This is a genomic window from Microcoleus sp. LEGE 07076 (assembly GCF_015207455.1).
Classification (GTDB): domain Bacteria; phylum Cyanobacteriota; class Cyanobacteriia; order Cyanobacteriales; family Microcoleaceae; genus Microcoleus.
The window spans coordinates 1-19,146 of sequence record NZ_JADEWV010000123.1; the positions used below are offsets into that span (position 1 = coordinate 1).

10 protein-coding genes and 1 pseudogene are annotated in these 19,146 nt (G+C 46.7%); 5 read left to right on the forward strand and 6 right to left on the reverse strand.

Annotated elements, in window-relative coordinates:
- Window positions 1-198: 198 nt before the first annotated feature.
- Both recO and deoC read right to left on the reverse strand, forming a co-directional pair.
- Window positions 199-1,074 carry a DNA repair protein RecO gene (gene recO, locus IQ270_RS19255; protein ID WP_193974757.1) on the reverse strand — a complete coding sequence of 292 codons (876 nt, stop codon included), beginning with the start codon at window positions 1,072-1,074 and terminating at the stop codon, window positions 199-201.
- Between the two features lie 28 nt (window positions 1,075-1,102).
- Entirely contained in the window at window positions 1,103-1,780 is a 678-nt protein-coding gene (gene deoC, locus IQ270_RS19260; protein ID WP_193974758.1) for a deoxyribose-phosphate aldolase, read from the reverse strand.
- Between the two features lie 323 nt (window positions 1,781-2,103).
- On the opposite strand from deoC, the gene IQ270_RS19265 reads away from it, so the two are divergent.
- Together IQ270_RS19265 and IQ270_RS19270 are read left to right on the forward strand one after the other, a co-directional pair.
- A complete protein-coding gene (locus IQ270_RS19265; protein WP_193974759.1) occupies window positions 2,104-2,466 on the forward strand; it encodes a hypothetical protein in 363 nt (120 codons plus the stop codon).
- Between the two features lie 423 nt (window positions 2,467-2,889).
- The gene (locus IQ270_RS19270) at window positions 2,890-3,912 is read left to right on the forward strand and encodes a tetratricopeptide repeat protein (RefSeq protein ID WP_193974760.1); all 1,023 of its coding nucleotides are present in this window, start codon (window positions 2,890-2,892) and stop codon (window positions 3,910-3,912) included.
- Window positions 3,913-4,296: 384 nt separating this feature from the next.
- Here the strand turns inward: IQ270_RS19270 and IQ270_RS19275 are convergent, their stop codons facing one another.
- Together IQ270_RS19275 and IQ270_RS31220 are read right to left on the reverse strand one after the other, a co-directional pair.
- Window positions 4,297-5,091, reverse strand: a complete 795-nt coding sequence (locus IQ270_RS19275) for a hypothetical protein (protein ID WP_193974761.1) — start codon at window positions 5,089-5,091, stop codon at window positions 4,297-4,299.
- Window positions 5,092-5,467: 376 nt separating this feature from the next.
- Window positions 5,468-5,920: a hypothetical protein gene (locus tag IQ270_RS31220; RefSeq protein ID WP_228056507.1), complete on the reverse strand. Its 453-nt coding sequence runs from the start codon at window positions 5,918-5,920 to the stop codon at window positions 5,468-5,470.
- A gap of 264 nt (window positions 5,921-6,184) precedes the next feature.
- On the opposite strand from IQ270_RS31220, the gene IQ270_RS19285 reads away from it, so the two are divergent.
- Together IQ270_RS19285 and IQ270_RS19290 are read left to right on the forward strand one after the other, a co-directional pair.
- Window positions 6,185-12,373 carry a CHAT domain-containing protein gene (locus IQ270_RS19285; RefSeq protein WP_193974762.1) on the forward strand — a complete coding sequence of 2,063 codons (6,189 nt, stop codon included), beginning with the start codon at window positions 6,185-6,187 and terminating at the stop codon, window positions 12,371-12,373.
- Between the two features lie 403 nt (window positions 12,374-12,776).
- A complete protein-coding gene (locus IQ270_RS19290; protein WP_193974763.1) occupies window positions 12,777-13,790 on the forward strand; it encodes a tellurite resistance TerB family protein in 1,014 nt (337 codons plus the stop codon).
- A gap of 368 nt (window positions 13,791-14,158) precedes the next feature.
- Here IQ270_RS19290 and IQ270_RS19295 read toward each other — a convergent pair whose 3' ends face one another.
- Complete coding sequence (locus tag IQ270_RS19295; protein WP_193974764.1) at window positions 14,159-14,725, reverse strand: RNA-binding protein; 567 nt, start codon at window positions 14,723-14,725, stop codon at window positions 14,159-14,161.
- 887 nt (window positions 14,726-15,612) lie between these two features.
- Entirely contained in the window at window positions 15,613-18,042 is a 2,430-nt protein-coding gene (locus IQ270_RS19300) for a M48 family metalloprotease (RefSeq protein WP_193974765.1), read from the reverse strand.
- Between the two features lie 424 nt (window positions 18,043-18,466).
- Here IQ270_RS19300 and IQ270_RS19305 point away from each other — a divergent pair.
- A pseudogene (locus IQ270_RS19305) lies at window positions 18,467-19,146 on the forward strand (hypothetical protein); the annotation flags it as partial.

Below are 19,146 nucleotides of genomic sequence, written 5' to 3' on the forward strand. Positions count from 1 at the left end.
GGCCGAGGTTGGGGGGATGGGGATTTCAAATTGAGGCGTTCACCTCACTTGTTAAATAACTCGTAACTCCATCTATTATCTAATTTTGTAAGAAGGTTGAGAATTTACCTGAAATTGTCGGCAGGTTCGGATATCCCGCAGGCTCCGGGTGCAATAGTACGATCGCCCGATCGCCCCTTCACCTATTTAACCGAAAATTTAAAACTCAAAATTCTCTAAGTAGGTGTCAATAGAGCTTCCCGATCGAATCGTGCAACCTAAATGATACTGGGCATATTGCCGCAAAATATTTTCGACAGATATCCAAGTCGCGCGATCGGCAATCCCCTCTTCTAGTTCTGCACTACCCAACTCTTGCAGCGCTGCTAATTCCTTAGCATTTATGTGGAAATTTGTCAAGTGTTTGCTGTCGCTCGTTTGCCGGGAACGGGAGGCGGATCTGTACAAGCTGCCGGTTTGTGAGGAGAGTTCTGCTTCTAAGTTAGCTAGCTCCGACAAGCTCAAGGTTCCCCCAGAAGGTATACTAAAGCCGATTTGCCAGTTCGGGTCGCCAAAATTTGGGATCAGCGGCGATCGGGTGGCGCAGCAGACTTGGACTTGGGGCGCGAGACCGGCGAGCGCTAGCAGATGAAAAATGCCCTGGGCGAGGTGAGCAATCAGCACGGCGGCGGATTGGATTTCGGTACGATCGGACAAACGTTCCAAACGGCTCAAGTGTTCGCCCAGCAAAAAGAAGAGTTGTTCTTGGGGTTCGTCGGAAAGGGCGCTGGCGATCGCCAATTCGGCCAAATATTGGGCGGCGGAGAGTTTTCCCAGGTTGCGGCTCAAACCCGGATAGGATTCGACGGTGGACGCTTGGGTAATCTTGTCGAGCGATCGACCTTTAGCAATTAACAATTCGTTGACAACAAATAACTCGCTTCTACCGCCAATGCTCGATCGCTGTTTGCGAACACCGGGCGCTACGGCTCGAATCAAGCCGAATTCCCGTGTCAAAACAGTCAGCACGCGATCGGATTCGCCGATCGGCGCACTCTTAAGATTTATACCAGTTGCTTTGTAAGTTCTAATCATTTGTTAGTTAACTGTTGACAGCCAACGGTCAACGATTGCCTAAATTATCGCGCTGGCGGATTAATTCCGGGCCGCGAGAAGTCCCCAAACGAGTTGCCCCAGCCACAATTAAATCTAAAGCTTGTTCGTGAGTGCGAATTCCTCCCGCCGCTTTAATACCAACTCTTCCCTTAGTAAATTCCTTTAGCAACCGCACATCTTCAACAGTCACCCCACCGAAAAAGCCGGTGTTAGTTTTGATGTATGCAGCGCCAGCTTCCATACAAATCTCAGCCCCTAATTGTTTTTCCGCATCCGAAAGCAACGAACATTCGATAATCGCTTTGACAGTTTTTCCGGTTTCTTCGCAAATTTTGGCTAATTCCCGGTGGAATTCGTCGATTCTGCCAGCTTTCAACAATCCTAAATTAACCGAGACATCTAACTCTACGGCTCCATTATCAGCAGCTTCTAAAGCTTCGTAAAGTTTTACCGTTGAAGTCGAAGCACCGGTGGGAAAACCAATAACTGTGCAGACTTTGGGACGTTTGCCGTGCAGCAGCTCAACTGCTTGTCGGACGTAGGCGGGATACACGCAAACTGTGGCAAAGCCAAATCTCTCTGCTTGTTGGCAACAGTGTTCTACTTGCTCTGGTGTAGCGGTGGGGTCGATCAGGCCGTAGTCGATCGAGGGGGCAATGTCGATGTCTGCCTGGTTTGCAGCCATTGCTGTTTTTTCTCCGAAGTCACTACTTTGTTAAGTATGTATCGAATTTACCCATTTTGGACTTGACTCCGGGCCCGATCGATCGCAAATACTGAATTTCCTGCTCGTAAAAACTTTAGCGGGAATTGGCTCACTCATTTATGTCACAAAAAATATATTTTGTTATCTGCCTTTAGATACATTTTTAATCTTTCTTTAGGTATACTTTGTTAAAAGGAGTTGCGGTAGAGCCGGAGTCGCGATCGCGGTCTGGTAGAGCTTGGTAGCGGTCACTGTTTTTACTCCTCCTTCTTGCTTTAAAAACTTAACACCGAGTGCTAAGCATGAATCATTCAGAACTCGAACAAGAAATTGGGAAGATGGCTAGGGCGATGATGACTCGCAATAGCTTAATTGGTAAAGATTTGATTGCCGATCTCAGAGGGCGGCTGTCTGTTGACAGTGTAGCTGCTTTGATGATTGTCAGTATTGAGCGTTTGATTTGGTCTGACTGCGAATCGGCAATCTGGAGTTTGAGTTATTTGATTCCTGCTGACGTGATGGAAGAAATGCGCCGGATTACGGCGCTGGTTGTTTGCCAGCGGTTGATGGGCAAGGGTTTTGTGCTGGGGAAGGATTTTAGTATTGATTCGGCTGGCAGGTTGTTGTTGAGCGAGACTGCTCAAACAGCGGTTGCGGCTGCTTGAATTGGGCAAGCAGAAGTTGGTGCGATCGCACTGTGGAATTTCCACTCTTTGTCTAATTGCTTTCCCTAATTTGGGATGCGGTAATAGTTGCGCGACTCGCCGAGATTTCAGATTCGCAGCAGATCCAACCAGTGATAAGTGCGGTTAGCTGAAAGAGCTTTTCATATCATTTCCGGTTACACCGTCAGGTGATGTTGACTGTTGACTGTTGACTGTTGACTTGAATTTACTATTCCGATGAAGAGAGGATTTGATATCACTATTTTCCAAATAGTTAGTTTTGACGGTCAATTGTTGAGGTTGTTACTGGCGGTTTGTAAGTGCGATCGCCCTGTATCAAAATTTTCAGATTTTTAGTGAAATTACAGTTTAACTCGGCAGATTTTTTGTGTAAAATCATTCCTAAGATAGATGCGAAATAGTATGAAATTAATCAAAAACTTGGAAGCTGCTTGGTATTGCCATTTGGGTTCGCGCCACCTCGAAGCTAATGAACAGGATCGCGCTCTAGCGAACTTTGACAAAGCTGTGAAGTTGCAGTCGGATCATTATCAGGCTTGGTTCGGGCGAGGCATGGCTTTGGGGAACTTAGAACGGCACTTAGAGGCGTTGAAAAGTTTTGATGAGGCCTTGGCGGTACACCCAAATGCGAGCTTTGGCTGGCACAACCGGGCGATAGCTTTAGGAAAGTTGGGCCGTTCTTTGGAGGCGCTCAACAGTTTTGACAGGGCTCTGGAGTTCAACCCGTGCGCGGCGAGTATTTGGCACAACCGGGGACTGACGCTGCTCGATATGGGGCTTTACGATAAGGCGGTTCAGAGTTTCGATCGCTCTTTGAGTTTGCATCCGGAGGTGGCTGGGGCGTGGTACAACCGAGGTAATGCTTTGTTGGAACTCAAGCTTTACCATCAGGCGCTCAACAGTTTTGACAGGGCGATCGAGTTTAACCCAGACGATGCCAAAACTTGGTACAGTCGCGGTTTGGCTGCTAACTCAATGGGACTTTACAAACAAGCAGTGGCTAGTTTTGGCCGATCGATCACTCTGAAACCGGGCAGACCCGAAGCTGTGGGCGAACGCAGGGTGGCTTTGGCAAAATTAGTCGGTTTCAATCAGAGAAATGCCAAATTCACCCCCACATCTGAGCCGGCGGGTGAGGATTATTTGATTTGGTACAACCTGGGTGTAGAATTAGCGCGAAAAGGCCGCTACTCGGAGGCAATTGCTTGCTACGAAACAGTCTTAGAAATCAACCCTAATTTTGCTAATGCTTTTTACAATCAAGCTTGCTGTTATGCGCTGCTGGGATTTGCTGATTTAGCCCTTGACAATTTGCAGCGGGCTGTGGAGTTTATTCCTAATTTATACCGAGAACTGGCTGTAGCTGATTCGGATTTAAGCTGCATTTGGAAACAAGAACGTTTTGAAGCTTTGATCCGAGGTTGAGAAGGAAGAAGAAAGAAGGAAGAAGGAAGAAGGAAGAAGGAAGTATTCGTAGGGTGCGTCGCGAGCGAAAATCCCTAATGAAAGATCGACAATCTCCTAGCGACGCACCTTACACAATACTGGAGTAAAAAACCCTCCGTTTCACTCTTGCCCAGCACTTCTGTTGTAGAAAAAATTTGTAAAAATGGTATAAACATCTCTCTCCCTCTTTCTCTCTTTTCTAGCTCCTCTGCGCCCTCTGCGCCCTCTGCGGTTAGTAAAAAAATCTGATTTACAAATCAAATATAATTGCTATGTACGCCACAAAAGCTCGCAGATTTGGCGAGCTTTTGTGGCCGGGCGACGGAAATTCGATCGCCCTCAAGAGTATTTTTGCCATCTTTGCTAACGCACAGAAACTTTGATCGAGGGCTTGACAGGTCTGTTGGCAACTATTAGCACCTTGTAAGTGCCGGATTCGGGGAGTTGAGCAAAAGTTTGACCTTCGCCTTGATCTAAGAGTTGTCCCGACGGAGATTCGATCGCCACATCAAGATTTTTCTTGCTAGCAGTCACCCTAATTGTTTGTCCCTGCTGTCCTGGAACTGTCAGGGCCTGAATTTGGTAGCCGGACATTTTGAGTTTGACTGTGGCTTCTTTTTCTCCGAATGCGATGGGAACTGAGCGATCCGGCCTGTAAATCCACTTCGCGTTAAAATCGCGTCCGATGACAAAGCTGCTAGTCTCGCCTTTGGGGGTGACACGCAAGCGGTAGATTCCCGAATCTGGCAACTGGCCGATCCACTGATTGTCGCTTTTTTCAATAACTCCCAGATTCTCACCGTTGGGGCTGTACAGTTCGGCTGTCAGTTGTCCCGCCCACAGCGAGAGAGTCAGTTCTCGCCCTTTGACACCTTCAAAAATATAGGTGGTGGGTTGGTTGATGGTGGCTCGAATTTCCGAAGTAGACATTCGGGCGATGGGTTCTATCTTCGCAACTGAGTCAGATGTAGCTGGCATTGGATCGATCGGTTCTGCGTTAGCGACTAAGGTAGAAGTAGCGGGTTTATTAACAGTTTCTGTAATTTCCGAAACAGTCATCCGATCGCTCGGTGCAATTTTTGGGGATAGAGGGCTAGCAAATACTGATTTTGCGGTCATCATCAGTAGCATTCCAGTCAGTAAAATTAGTTTTTTCATGTCGCGCTTAAAAGAGGTAATGAGCTGTATTATGGTTACTTGTGTTTGTCGGTTTTCACCGGATTAAATCTGGCAAGGCGCACTAAGGCAATAGCAGCATAGAGAATCGCATAAATATCCCCTACTTGCACAAAACCTGATCGTAGCAGATTGGCAGTGCATAAGGTAAGTAGCAGTCTCAGTTTGTCTGGACATTTAAATCATACTCCCTACACATAATATCATCCGAGAGTATTAGTAATTGGAGCGAGGAAAATTAAAGCTGTTTCCGAGAAATTTGTTAAAAAAATGCCCGCACCCAAAAAACGCGGTATCTGGGATTCGGCCTGGGCCTTGCTAGTAAAAAACGGCTAACACCCCACGGGTGAGAACAACATCAGCTTCCTGCATAGTCAGGATTGGGTGTTTTAATTGCATCGAGCGGGTAATCGTCGTTCTGATTGTAGGCATTGTTTAGTTGATGCCTTGACAACCACAACCAGGCTTCGCGTTCTGCTAATTGTTCCGGGAGAACTGTAACAATGAGTTTTATATTTGGTTCAAGCTTATAAGGTTCATCTAGCTGAATAGATTGCCCATCAAAATGTGCAGACAAAGAAATAAGCTTCATGGCTGGGATATCTTGAAGGCGAGTGCTTTTACTAAGTTTATCATATTTTGATGCTCTAGGGACACAGGCTTTGACCCGTTTTTCTACCATTAATTTGCTGCATTCCTCAGAAAAACGATCGCCCATCCTCGAACCAAAAGGAGGCAGAGCCTCGCCTATCTGCATTACCAGGCAGAGCCTGGTAACGAGCAACTTTGTTTGACTTTCTGGCGGTTTCAACCGCCGGATGGTAAAGGGGGTATGTTACTGTTTGCAAGCTTTAAGGTTATTGGTGAGGGCAGCCCCTACAGGTTATTGATATTGGTGCAATATCTCTGATACAATTCACATGAAATTGCAGCAATGTCAATAAGCAGTGAGAGAGGGCGGGTTTATTCAACCGGCGCAGCAACCCAAAAAGCCCTTAGCTCGCCCCGCAAGCATTGCGATATTATTATAATTTATTGTTGATGAACTTACCGCAAAAATAAATGCAAAAACAGCATGAAATCAACAGACACAAAAACTCGCTTTCTCCTCATCTTCCTCGCATTTAGCGCCTCAGCAATTTGGGAAACGGGAATTTTCACCCCATCCCAAACAGCCACAGCCCAAATTACCCCCGCCGCCGACGATACCAATACTCAAATCTCTCCAAACGGCAACCAATTTGACATCAACGGCGGCCGACAATCCGGCGACGATGCAAATCTTTTTCACAGTTTCCAGCAATTTGGTTTAACTCAAGGGCAAACTGCTAACTTTATTATATCCAATCCCAATATTCGCAATATTTTAGGGCGCGTTGTCGGCGGCGATGCTTCCATTATCAACGGATTAATTCAAGTAACTGGCGGTAATTCTAATTTATTTTTAATGAATCCGGCGGGGATTGTTTTTGGTGCAAATAGCAGCTTGAATGTTCCCGGTTCTTTTACCGCTACCACCGCTACAGGTATCGGCTTTGGTAATGATTGGTTTAGCGCTGCTGGGATTAATAATTATCTTCAATTAGTCGGAAGTCCGAATAGTTTTGCTTTTACAAATACGCAACCGGGAGGTATTGTCAATTTTGGCAATTTGGCGGTGGGAGAAGGGCAAAATTTAAGTTTGTTGGGCGGCACGATTTTGAGTACCGGACAACTTTCTGCGCCGGGAGGAAATATTACTGTGGCGGCGGTTCCGGGTGAGAGTTTGGTCAGAATTAGCCAGCCGGGAAATCTGTTGAGTTTGGAAATTCAGCCGCAGTCTGTAGCGGGAAGTTTGCCTCAAAATTGGGTGTTGCCAGTTGCATCTTTGCCGCAGTTGTTGACTGGCGGCGGGGGAAGTGCCACGGGGGTGACAGTTAACGCTCAAGGGCAAGTAGAATTAACTGGTGGTTTGCAGGTAGAGAATGGAGATGTTGTTTTTGGAGAATATACGGGTTCATCTATCAAGGTAGATACGACTTCGGGTACAGGAAATATTATTTTTACTGGAAATATCAATATTACCAGTCCCAATTCAACTTATGCTGGTGCTACTGCTGGTGATGAATTTATTTTGGGCAGTTCGCGATCGGTAATTTTGCGATCGGGTGGCAACATTCAAGTAGGAAAAATTGATACGTTTCCCGATCCGGATTTGTTTCCAAGAATCGGTCAAACAGGTCCTATAATTTTGCAAGCGACAGGTGACATTCAAACAGGAAACATTAACGCAGATAATTTTGGGGGCGATGCTGGTTCTATATCTTTGACTGCTGGAGGAAATATTTCAACAGGAGAACTTCGTGCTATAGCCACCGCTGTGAATGACAAGGGCGGTGATGTTACTGTTAATGCGGGTGGCAGCTTTACTCTTACAGGAAATATAGCTACTTTCTCACTAAGTGGAGCGGGTGACATTACCCTCAAAGCAAAAGGTGATATCTCTATCAACTGTTCTAACGCCTCTTTTTGTATAGAGAGTTTTGCAGGAGGAGTTCCTAATATAGTACCTACTGGCAGTAGTGGTAATGTTACCATCATCAGCGAACAGGGTTCTATTATTTCCCTAATAGATCCCATAAGGATAGTTGCCGAAAGTAGTGCTCTTCTCGGCAATCCAGGTGCTATAAATTTACAGGCCAGGGATGACATTACTGTAGGCGATATATCAGCATTGAGTTCTGATAACTCAAAATCTGATGGTGCAAATATCACTATTACGAGCGTAAATGGCAATATTGGGTTGGGCAATATCAATAATTCTTCAGACAAGGGTAATGGTGGCAGGATTACTCTGTCTACCAGTGGAAATATTATAACAGGTAATGTATTAAACTACGGTAGATTGCAAGGTGGGAGGGTTAATTTTACTAGCACGAATGGCAGCATCACTACTGGAAAATTAAATGCAACTAGCTCTCAGGATTCCGGAAACGATACTATTTTTAACCCAGAAAATGGCGGCTCAATTACTTTGAGTGCAGCCCGCAATATTACGACTGGCAATCTCAATGTAACGGCGAATCAAGACGGCGGCCCGATCGCCCTTACGAGCACCGCCGGTGCCATAAATATCGGCACGATCGACACCGCGGGCGATCGCGCGGCTGGAAATATTACCATTCAAGCTAGCACAGGCATCACAACACCGACAACAGGAAGTGCGATCGCGGGTACTTCTACTAACGGCAACGGCAGCAATGTTACTTTATCTACTGCCAGCGGTAACATTAATACAGGCAATGTATTGGTATCGGGAATTCGGGGCGGAAATCTTAACTTTACTAATAGCAACGGCAATATTACTACAGGTCAACTATTGACAAGTTATGACGGTTCCTCTCCCGATGAAAAAACTAACACAGGTGGCAATGTTAATTTAAATGCTGGGGGAAATATTACTACCAGCGACATCCGGGCGATCGGCAATCTAGACGGCGGTTCAATTACTTTCAAAAGCGGCGGGGCGATCGACACTACTGCCGGAATTATAAATGCGATCGGCGGCAACAGTGGCGGCAGTATTTCCCTCGAAGCTAGCAGCAATATCACTACTGCCGGAATTGGAGCTTTATTATTAAGCGGCTTCAACGCCAACAGCGGCAATCTCCGCATTCAAAGCGGCGCTAATATCGACACAACTGCCGGCCCAATTGTTACTGCGGCCGGCAACGGCCGGGGCGGAGATGTTAGCATAGATGCTAAAGGTTCTATTGCTACATCTAGTATTAATTCCCTCACTTTTGCTTCCGGCATTTCGATTACTGGCGGCAATATTGATGTCAAAGCAAATGATTCGATTACTGTTAGCGGCGATATCGAAACTAACCGCAACAACATCACATTTAGCGCTCCCGTTACATTAGCTAACGATTTATTTGTTAAAATTTCCGGTACGGGCGATATTAATTTTAATTCTACTGTTGACGGGCCTTACAATCTTACTGTCAATCCCGATGCGGGAATCGTGCAGTTTGGCGGGGAAGTTGGCAGCTTCAATCCCCTCAACAGCATCGACATTCAAGATGACATTACCGAAAATCCCGGCAAAATTCACATTATTACAACCAATAACATCACCGCCCAAGATATTGCCTCCCCCGCCGGAATTTCTTTGTTTAGCGACAAGGGAGCGATCGCCACAGGAAATCTTGATGCGACTTCCCCCAACAATGGTGGCAATATCGCTTTAAGCGCCGGTACAAATGTTGCTGCGGGCAATATCAATACCTCGTCGGCAGGCAACGGCGGCAGTATTTTGCTCGACGCTACTGGAAGTATTGCTGTTGGTAATATTGACTCTTCGGCGCAGCGGAATGGAGGCAATGTCACGGCTTACAACCGCAGCACTTCGGGCGATATTACTGTGAATCAAATTACTGCTCAAAGTAAGGACGGTATCGGTGGCAATGTCGAAATTCAGATGGGAAGATTTTTTCGATCGCTCAATTCGTTCACCGACAGAAACGGGATTAATGCCAGCATTTCTACTGCGGGAAATCCGGGAGATAGCGGCGGCGGTACGATAATTATTCGCCACGGAGGCGCGGGATTGACACCGTTTGTTGTCGGCGATTCTGCAACAAATGGCACTGCCGGTGCAATTACTAGGGGAAATTCTAATTCGCGCCAAACAATTTTGACCGATAACTCCTATCTTTATACTCACAAACAGGATGGCGATCGCATTCAAATTATCTCCGTGCCGCAATTTGTTTCTGCATCACCCGCAGCTACTCCAACGCCTGCTGCGACACCGGCAGTTACTCCAACGCCCGCGCCTGTAGCAAGTGCGACTCCTGCGCCAACTCCTGCGCCTGCAACAACTCCCGCTGCTACTCCCGCGCCGACAGCGACTCCATTACCGGCACCGACAGCGACTCCAGCGCCCGCGCCTGCAACACTCGCGGGAGGGCCGATCGCACTTCTCCCCAATCCATCCACCGCGCCTTCGCCAACACCCGACAGTTCGATCGCGCCTTCGCCAACACCCGACAGTTCGATCGCGCCTTCGCCAACACCCGATGAGATCACTAATTCTCCCTTAAACTTCCAAATACCTACATTGCCAGAAGATTTCTTCTCATTCACACTACCGCCCCGCACCCGCCCCACGCAGCGCTCAACGCCCACAACACCCAATGCTGCTGCCCGCATACCTTCTGCGCCGACTATTCCGCCTGCTTCCCAAATCGACGTTTCTAGCGCCCCCCAACAGCCGATCGCCGTTCCACCTTCGATCGCGCCAAATCCAGCCCCCATCGCACCTCTTGCCCCTGCAACCGGGACTGTAGCTCAAATTCAGCCGACACCTGCAAGTGCGATCGTTCCGCAACCTGCAAGTGCGATCGTACCAGCGCCTGCAAGTGCGATCGTGCCAGCGCCTGCAAGTGCTGCGCCGGCACCCGCACCCAGCTCAAATCCCCAACAAGCTTTAGCTGTTTTAATTGGCGATTTATTGGGTGCTGAAACCTCTGTCAATCAAAATCCTGAAACCGGAGATACCCAGTTAAATTGGCAGCGCAACAACGAAACAATTATCTCCCTAGAACTTCCTTACACCCCGTCAGTCAACACCATTGCCGGCGCCGACACCGAACCCCCAATTGTTACACAGGCATTAACTGACGATTTAACTGTTTCACCGACAGAAACTCCGCCGGAAATAATTGTTCAATCTTCGAGTTTGCCGATTGCTACTTCTGAACCATTTGACGGGAATATTTCGGATGTGTGGGAGAAAATAGCTGGAATAAATACAGCGCCAGTTCAAGATTTACCGACTATTACTCCAGCGCCAGCACCAACACCAGCACCAACACCAGCACCAACTCCAGCACCAACTCCAGCACCAACTCCCGCGCCAACTCCCGCGCCAACTCCGACACCGGAAATTCCCAATATTCCCAATATTCCTAATGTAATTCCTTTAGAAATCAGCAGGGCACTCGTCGAACAAACTCTCGACCAAAATAATGCCGATGAAGCTGTTTCTCAGATCGATCGACTGTTTGAACAAGACTACGAAAATTATTATGGGGAAAATCTCACGGATCAAAAAGTCAACGTTCAATATCTGAGAGAAACTCTGAAAAAAATTAAGGAAGAAACCGGGAAAAAAGCTGTAATTGTTTATGCGCTAGTTCGGCTGAAAGAAGTATCGCTGGTTTTAGTGGTTCCCGACGGCCCTGCTATTCTCAAAAGAGCGCCTGTTAATAGTAAAACTCTGCTAAGAACTGTGAAAGTTTTTCAGGAATATTTGGCAAACGCCAATGATTCTAAAAATTTGAGTTATTTGCCAAGCGCTAAGGAACTTCACCAATGGTTGATTGCGCCAATTTCTGCACAACTAGAAGAATTAAATATTGACACGCTGATTTTTGCATTCGATGCAGGTTTGCGGCAATTTCCCCTAGCAGCTTTGCACGACGGCAACCAATTTTTAATAGAAAAATACAGTCTCGGCTCAATTCCTAGCGTTAGTTTGACTGAGACAAATTATCGCAGTTTGCGGAACTCCAAAGTTTTAGCAATGGGCGCTTCTGAGTTTACGAATAAAGGGCCTTTGCCGGGAGTGCCGATCGAATTGTCTACGATTGCCGGAACCAGAACCGCAACCCAAAACCAAGCAGCATTTCCCTTGTGGGAAGGCCGCTCTTTTCTCAATACAGGATTCACTCTAGAAAATCTCAGGAAACAGCGAGACCAGCAGACATTTGAAATCGTACACTTAGCTACTCACGCCAGTTTTCCGCAGATAAATGGACGAAAAGAGGCGGAAATTGACCTCTGGAATCGCTCTTTGAGTCTGGATGAATTTAGGCAGGCGAAGTGGTACGATCGCACGCAAGTCGAGTTGTTGGTGCTGAGTGCTTGCGAAACTGCGATCGGCGATAGCACAGCAGAAATGGGATTTGCTGGATTGGCCATCCGCAGCGGTGTAAAATCAGCTTTAGCGAGTTTGTGGAAAGTTAGAGATGTTGCGACTTTGGCAATGATGACTGAATTTTATCACGATTTGCGATCGGCTCCAATTAAAGCTGAAGCACTCAGACAAGCGCAACTGGCGATGCTGCGAAAACAGGTAATAGTTAAAGATGGTCAATTGCAGGGAACTTTCAGCGCGATCGACCTTTCTGGACAATTCAAAGAGTTACCTGCCGACTCAGATTTATCTCACCCGCATTTTTGGGCGGGATTTACAATAGTTGGCAGTCCTTGGTAATAAACTGGCGCGCATCTAATTTTAACAATAAAATTGGTTCGCCCCAGAACCGTACTTTCGCTCGAACTTGTAACGAGTAGTCCTACAAATCATTTAGGATTGCTATAGCCTTTCTGTGCTCTGGTATGAGGTACTATCCGGGATAGGCCAAACCGGCCAAACCGGCCAAACCGGCCAAACCGGCCAAACCGGCCAAACCGGCCAAACCGGGTATGGGGAATAGGGAATAGGGCTATCCTCACTTTTGTGAGAACCGCTATATATAGAACAATACGGTTCACTTAACATATTTATGCCCCGGAGATCCCCCCCTTTTTAAGGGGGGTGCCAGGGTGATCGTCTTAAGTGAACCGTATTGAGTTATAAACTGTTCTTTGCCAAATACTGTAATGGAGCAAAACCTGTGGGCAATTTTACTAAAATATTCAAGTCCAAAGATAAATCATCAATGCAGTTGCGTGTAGAGGAATCCGTCGCGGCGGTAGCACTTGTCGCAGCGGAGGCAAATTACCCTGATGTGAGTGCCGATATCTTGATAAGCAGAATTTGGGATTCAGAAATATTTGCTGAATACTCGGAAGATGATATGTCAGCAACTCTTCAAAAACTCGCGGGTATCCTTACCCAAGACGGTTTAGGAGGATTATTTAATACGGCTTGTGAATCACTCCCAGATGAGTTGGTGTTGGATACTTTTACGATTACCGCAGCAATGTTTGTCGCAGATGGCGAAGTGTCTCAGAAGCATCGGGCTTTTCTCAAGGAATTTCAAGAAGTATTAGGTGTAGGCGATAAGGAAGCTAAGGAAATTATTGAGGATGTAATTGCTGGATACTCGGAACTAAAACTCGAAGATTACGATATCGAGACAGATGAGGCGCTGTATTTTTCTGCTCTAGGCAATTTTGTGGTTTCGATTCCTGTTGAGAGGCAACGAGGCGGTAAAATTGAGGATGACAAAAGCTTTGTTGCTTTTTCTGACGATTTTGGTGTTTTGCTGAAAATTGATTATTTCCCGATTTCTGGTGATGTGAAAAAATTAATCGAATCAGCGGGGGAATGGGCTTATCTTACTTTGTTTCTTAACAAGTTTATTGATGACACGGTTCTGGCTAAATTTCCTAATTCTCAGTTACTCTACAGTGAATATTTAGAAGAGGAAAATGCTTATTTTGTAGTGACCGATTTGCCTGGGAGTGCTAATGTCAGCGTACCGCAAAACGAAGGTCAACTTACTTTGATGGATGCTTACCGGGGATTTATGGCTTTGGTAGTTGACGATTTTTGCTACACGGTGAGTTGTCAGCGAATTTATGAGAAGCAGGAGGAATTGGGTTCTATTGAGTCGGAGGTTGAGGATCTTATGAATAAGATTTTTGATTTTATTCAGACGATCCAATTCTCTGGGGAGCAATAAACACTGCTTTTAGCTTCTGCGATCCAATCTTATAGTTGTCAATTGACGGGACAGAATATTAAAGCAGTTAACAGCGCTACGATACGGTGACGATTATTTTAGCGGGGTGCTAGATATTAGATCAAATCCTCTCTTCATAGGAATAGTAAATTCACTGTTGACTGTTGGCTGTTGACTGTTGACTGTTGACTGTTAACCGTTAACTGTTAACCGTTAACATCATGTATGAGTGCAGCCGGAATTGATATTAGAGGTTTTTGGAATAAAATAGTGCGATCTAGAACAGGCTTTTTAGTCGGTTCTAGATCGCACTTCCAGAGTCAGTCAACCCCAGTCGGAAGACAGCAGCTATTCGCCGCCATTTTCGATTAATTAGTAGTCTGAGCTTCCTGCAATCGTTGCTTGAGTTCTTCCAGAGCGCTCGCCCAGCGCGGATCTGGCTGCACCGAGCCGGAATCGGCGTTAGGTGTCGCTGTTGTTGATTGATTGCGGCGGGATTTGTTGTTGTCACTCCGGCGGCGATTGCTTTTGCTAGAACCGCCTCCACCTTGAGTTGGGGGAGCCGAGCGCTGCTGTTGCTGCGGCGCTGGCACGGGCACGGATGCCGACGCTGAAACCAACTGCGGTGAGGAAGGCGACGTTGACTGCTGCTGCTGATCTTCTTCGCCCTTCTCCGATTTACCCTTAGTTCGGGGCAGTGCCTTCTCTATTTTTAGCGGGTTTTCTTTGAACATCAAGCCGTTGTATTTCTCAATAACTTGGTCTGCTTGTTCGTCGGTTAGCACCGTCACAAAACCAAATCCTCTGCATTTACCTGTTTTGCGATCCGTAATTACCTTTGTGGTAACAGATTCGCCCTCGGGTGCAAAAACTTCTTGCAATTCTTGGCGATCGAGTTCTTTGGGTAAGTTGCCAACATAAAGACGAATAGACATGAAAAATTCCTCCAGAATAGGATTCTAATTAATTTGCTCGAACAGAATTACCTGCTGCCAACTGAATATTGACTTCAGGAAAAGACCGCATAACGGCATAATTTGCACATTCCTCCGACCAACCTTGACAGAGCCTCCCACCTTTTAGAACAAAAAGATGATTTACTCTGATCAGGCCGGAACTTAACCGCCGACGCAGAGAGCCTTTAAATCTCAGGTTGTTGTGTAAACTTTTAGTCATCACTCAAATGTTTAGGCTACTGGCTATTCTGTATTACTTGCTTGCGATTTTGATTCAGAATGTTTGCAGCCAATGCCGTGTAGAAATTTATGTCCAAGGATGTCAATTCAAGCGATCGGAATGCCAGTATTCAGTTTAATACAGTGATGGATAAAATCGCTAACATTTTTTGGGCCGCTAATCTTACCTCGTTCCTCATTTCGCTCCTAATGCTGAGAACTGCTCGCTTACCCGGTCTCCCTTAAATCGGGCCCGGCAGCGTCAGACCATTCTTTAAAGGTATCACAGCCAGGGTAACAGAGCTAGTTATTTAGGAAGATTTTAGGCTGAATTTAATGAAAACTACATCTGAATCACTTTTCTGAATTCATGACGCACAGCGAAATTGGCGATCGAAAAAAACAGCCGACAAGCGGCTGGCTGAACTTGCTGTGTTGGGAGGTTGACAATTTTTACGCAATGCTTTACAGATTTTAGTCAACTAAGTTATTGCGCTATTTGGTTTGATCGAATTTATATAAATAAATGTAACAGGATGTCTGCAAAAAAGCAACTTTTGTTTAGGAAGGAAGAAGGAAGAGGGAAGAAGGCTGTAGGGTGCGCCACCAGCACCGAGAACATCGATCGGATTGCCATAGGCCATTCCTCACTTGCCGCCCTGGATAATAATGTATGCGCCCCAAAAAGCAGCAGCAAAAGCCAAAATCGCAGACCAAATCGGATGCCCGCTGTCACTGACTCGGCCGCCTTGAGTGCGGAGGGTTTCGAGGTCGATCGCCACAGTAGCACCCCGGCGCAGCCAACCAGTCGCCACAACTGGTTTTCCGATCGCATCGCAAGGGCGAGTAGGCTGCGGCAACAAACAGCCTCCGGGCCCAAACCTCGAAACATAGTGCAACTTCACCAAACCCGCCGCCGTTTGCAAAATCAAATCCTGTCCCAGCCAATTTTCAATACCGTGCCTGCCCAAAAGTTCCCCGGAAAGCTGCACAGGTTGAGCATCTACGGGCAAAATGTCGGGATTTGACAAAATTTCCGGTAAACTCGGCGAAGCGGTTTCTCGGGGCGTAATGTCGGGGAAAAAATAATTGATTCGCATCAAAGTACCGATGCTAAATCCGATCGGCAAACAGCCCCAAAAGATCGATCGATCGCCCAACAGCCAATCCAGCCGCCAAATACTCGTGTTCGAGAAAATCCAGCCAATCAGCCACAGCAGCGCCACTATCGCCAAACTCATCGGAATTCCAAAAAACGGCGCACCCTGTAAAAATAGTTTTGAGTCTTTAAATTCGAGTATTGATTTAAACAGAGACAATTTTCGTTTCTTCGGTGATTCCAGCGACAGACTCGCCAAATCTAACTCTGTCTCGATTTTCCAGAATTGCGCGTAAAGTTCCAATAGCTTCAAACGCTCTCCCAGCAAAGGATGCGTGCTGTTAAGCGTCAACCAGTGGCGATCGGGATTGGTGACATCCCACAGCAAAATCTGTTCTAGCGGCGCGTGTAATGCAGCAGAACCTACGGTTGCAGCTTGTCCGACTCCTACAGGCAACAATAGATCGAAACCTTCCAAAAAAAAGCTAGTTTGTTTTTCCTGCTCGATATTAGCAGCAATGCCGATCGCAATTTTAGCCAATGCCCGCGTCAAACCGTTAGGATTTCCCGTAATTTCCGCAGCAGTGCGATCGCTAAAATACACCCGGCGGCGCGACAGCCACAACATTGGCCAGCGCAACAACCGATAAATCCCGTAACTAATAGCAGAAATTGCAGCGGCCAAAAATTTCACAGCAGAACGTAAAAACTCGATCGTCATTAAATCGCACAATCTCTCACTCCAGTATGCCGCCTGCCAATAAATCAAGTAAGGAATCTGAACCACCAGCAGCGCCAGCGACATCGGCGCAAAATCCCAGTGAGAAATGTGCCCCAATTCCCGCGCAAAAATCGCCGCAATTTCATCATCCGTCAACTTTTCCAAAAGCCCTTGACTGACAGCAATCCGAGCAAAACGGGGCAAACAGCCGTAACTGAAAGCTACAGGAACATCGATCGGCAACAGTTTCAGCACCGGCACCGCTATATTTTGCTTCGCACAAAAACTGCGGAGTACCCGACTAGCTTCTTTGCTGTGCTTCGATAAAACTGAGCCCCGCAGGGTTTGGATGCCGCAAAACAGTTTCAGCAGCGCGTCTGTCAGCCAGGGAGATGAGGCCAAAAGCAATCCAAAAACTATCTGCACAAAGGGAGTTGGATCGCGGTAAAAAATTTGGATCGGCGCGAAAATAGGCAGCCTAGTAAATATGTAAAACTTAAGTAACAGAAAATTAGTGTTTGTCAGCAAAAATTGTAGGACAAATCGCGTTAGGAAAAATAGGGCGATCGCACTTCCAACAGCCCCCAGCCGAAAATTCAGCAACTTCAGCGGTTTGAGGGGGCGCGGGCTTTTGGCGGTGCGCCCCGCTTCGCGCCAAGTAAGTTCGTAGGTATCGGGACTGGCGAATCCGGGGATATCTGTTGGGGAACCGGAACTGTTTTCGCCGCTAGTTTCTGTAGAGTTTTCCGGTTTGGGGGGTGGAGGTGGCGGTGAAATATGTTTCGATTTGGTGTTTGCTGGCGCGGCAGTCGGCTCTAAGGCTGAAAATCCGGTTTTTTTGTCTGCGGCTTGTCGTAGCGAAGCGGGGCGTAATCCATCGCCCTCAAGCGTTTTCTGAGCCGATTCCGTTCCCAAATCAAAGACAACAAAGCCGGTTTCTGGGGGAGTTTCCGGCGGTTTTGGGGGGATTAATTCTTTTAAAGTGCGATCGGCCCAAGTTTTGATTTGGGTGTTGGGGGTTTTGGTAAGGGAAGAGCACAGGGCGATCGCCTTTTTCAAATTACCAGTTGCTTTGTACGCAGCCACCAACCCCATCTGCGCGCGGATTCCCCACGGCCCATTAGCTGCGGTTTGAGTGACAGATTCCAAAAGGGCGATCGCGCTTTGGTAATCTTTTTGTTTCAAAGCAGCTAACCCAGCCTCCAGAGAGTCTTTCACAGATGAATCCGCCGAATTTTGATTGTTTGGAGATGCCATGACTGTGCTTGCGATCGCGTCTTGTCTAAGATAGCAGTTGATTCGGCGGTTGAAACCCCAGCTATACAAACCAAGTCCCAGCAGAGAGGGACTATGCTACCTCCTGGTTCATTCCGCGATTTCGATCGCCGGTTCAATCAAGGTTTTCTTAGTCCGCGCAGGCGGACTTCGTATGTGTAGACGCGATTTCAATCGCCGAGTTAATTTGGTTTGTCTAGACGCGATTTCAATCGCCGAGTTAATTTGGTTTGTCTAGACGCGATTTCAATCGCCGAGTGAATTTGGTTTGTCTAGACGCGATTTCAATCGCCGAGTGAATTTGGTTTGTCTAGACGCGATTTCAATCGCCGAGTGAATTTGGTTTGTCTAGACGCGATTTCAATCGCCGAATGTATAATTAAATTAACACCTCACCAATACATTTATGCCAATAGACGACGAAGATTTTGAAAGCGAATCAATCAGCGACGATCGCAAACTGCAACTCTTCACAGACAGACACGAATTTACCCGCCGATTTGCCTTTTATTTAAACGAAGACCCACCTCCCGAACAAATTTTGTATTTTTTCGGCGATGGAGGCAACGGCAAGTCATTGCTCCTCAAACACTTGGAGTATCACTGTTGCAAAAGATTTTCGCCGCAGGATTGGCAAAGATTGAGCGCACTCCCAGAATCAAAAGCCGCCGAACTTGCTAATTTCGTCCGCAATGCACAACCGAAAACCTACACTCCCATCCCCGTAGTCAGACACGATTTCGGATTGATTCCAATCAAAGAAGATAAACCGCAAGATAGATTTTACGGCTTGCTGATGCTGCGGCGAAATATCGCAGAAGCCACAAAGAAATATAAATTTAAATTTCCCAATTATGATTTTGCTTGCTTTTGGTATTTGCTGAACAAAGGCGAGTCAGACGCAACTCTCAACCAACTTTTCCCCGATGATTTGATTGATTTTTTGACACCTGTAGTTGAAACCTTTGCCGGATTTCCCGTGGTGTCACAAGTAGCGGCGGGGCTGAAATTAATCGATAAATTCGGCGGGATTAAGCGAACGATGAAATTAATTCAAACGCGGTTGGGTGTCAGCGACGAAACGGC

What these genes read in the sequence shown, in the direction of transcription:
- IQ270_RS19295 (WP_193974764.1), bottom strand. Translation starts at nt 14,725, where the DNA reads ATGTCTATTCGTCTTTATGTTGGCAACTTACCCAAAGAACTCGATCGC.
- recO (WP_193974757.1), bottom strand. Translation starts at nt 1,074, where the DNA reads ATGATTAGAACTTACAAAGCAACTGGTATAAATCTTAAGAGTGCGCCG.
- IQ270_RS19265 (WP_193974759.1), top strand. Translation starts at nt 2,104, where the DNA reads ATGAATCATTCAGAACTCGAACAAGAAATTGGGAAGATGGCTAGGGCG.
- deoC (WP_193974758.1), bottom strand. Translation starts at nt 1,780, where the DNA reads ATGGCTGCAAACCAGGCAGACATCGACATTGCCCCCTCGATCGACTAC.
- IQ270_RS19270 (WP_193974760.1), top strand. Translation starts at nt 2,890, where the DNA reads ATGAAATTAATCAAAAACTTGGAAGCTGCTTGGTATTGCCATTTGGGT.
- IQ270_RS19300 (WP_193974765.1), bottom strand. Translation starts at nt 18,042, where the DNA reads ATGGCATCTCCAAACAATCAAAATTCGGCGGATTCATCTGTGAAAGAC.
- IQ270_RS19285 (WP_193974762.1), top strand. Translation starts at nt 6,185, where the DNA reads ATGAAATCAACAGACACAAAAACTCGCTTTCTCCTCATCTTCCTCGCA.
- IQ270_RS19275 (WP_193974761.1), bottom strand. Translation starts at nt 5,091, where the DNA reads ATGAAAAAACTAATTTTACTGACTGGAATGCTACTGATGATGACCGCA.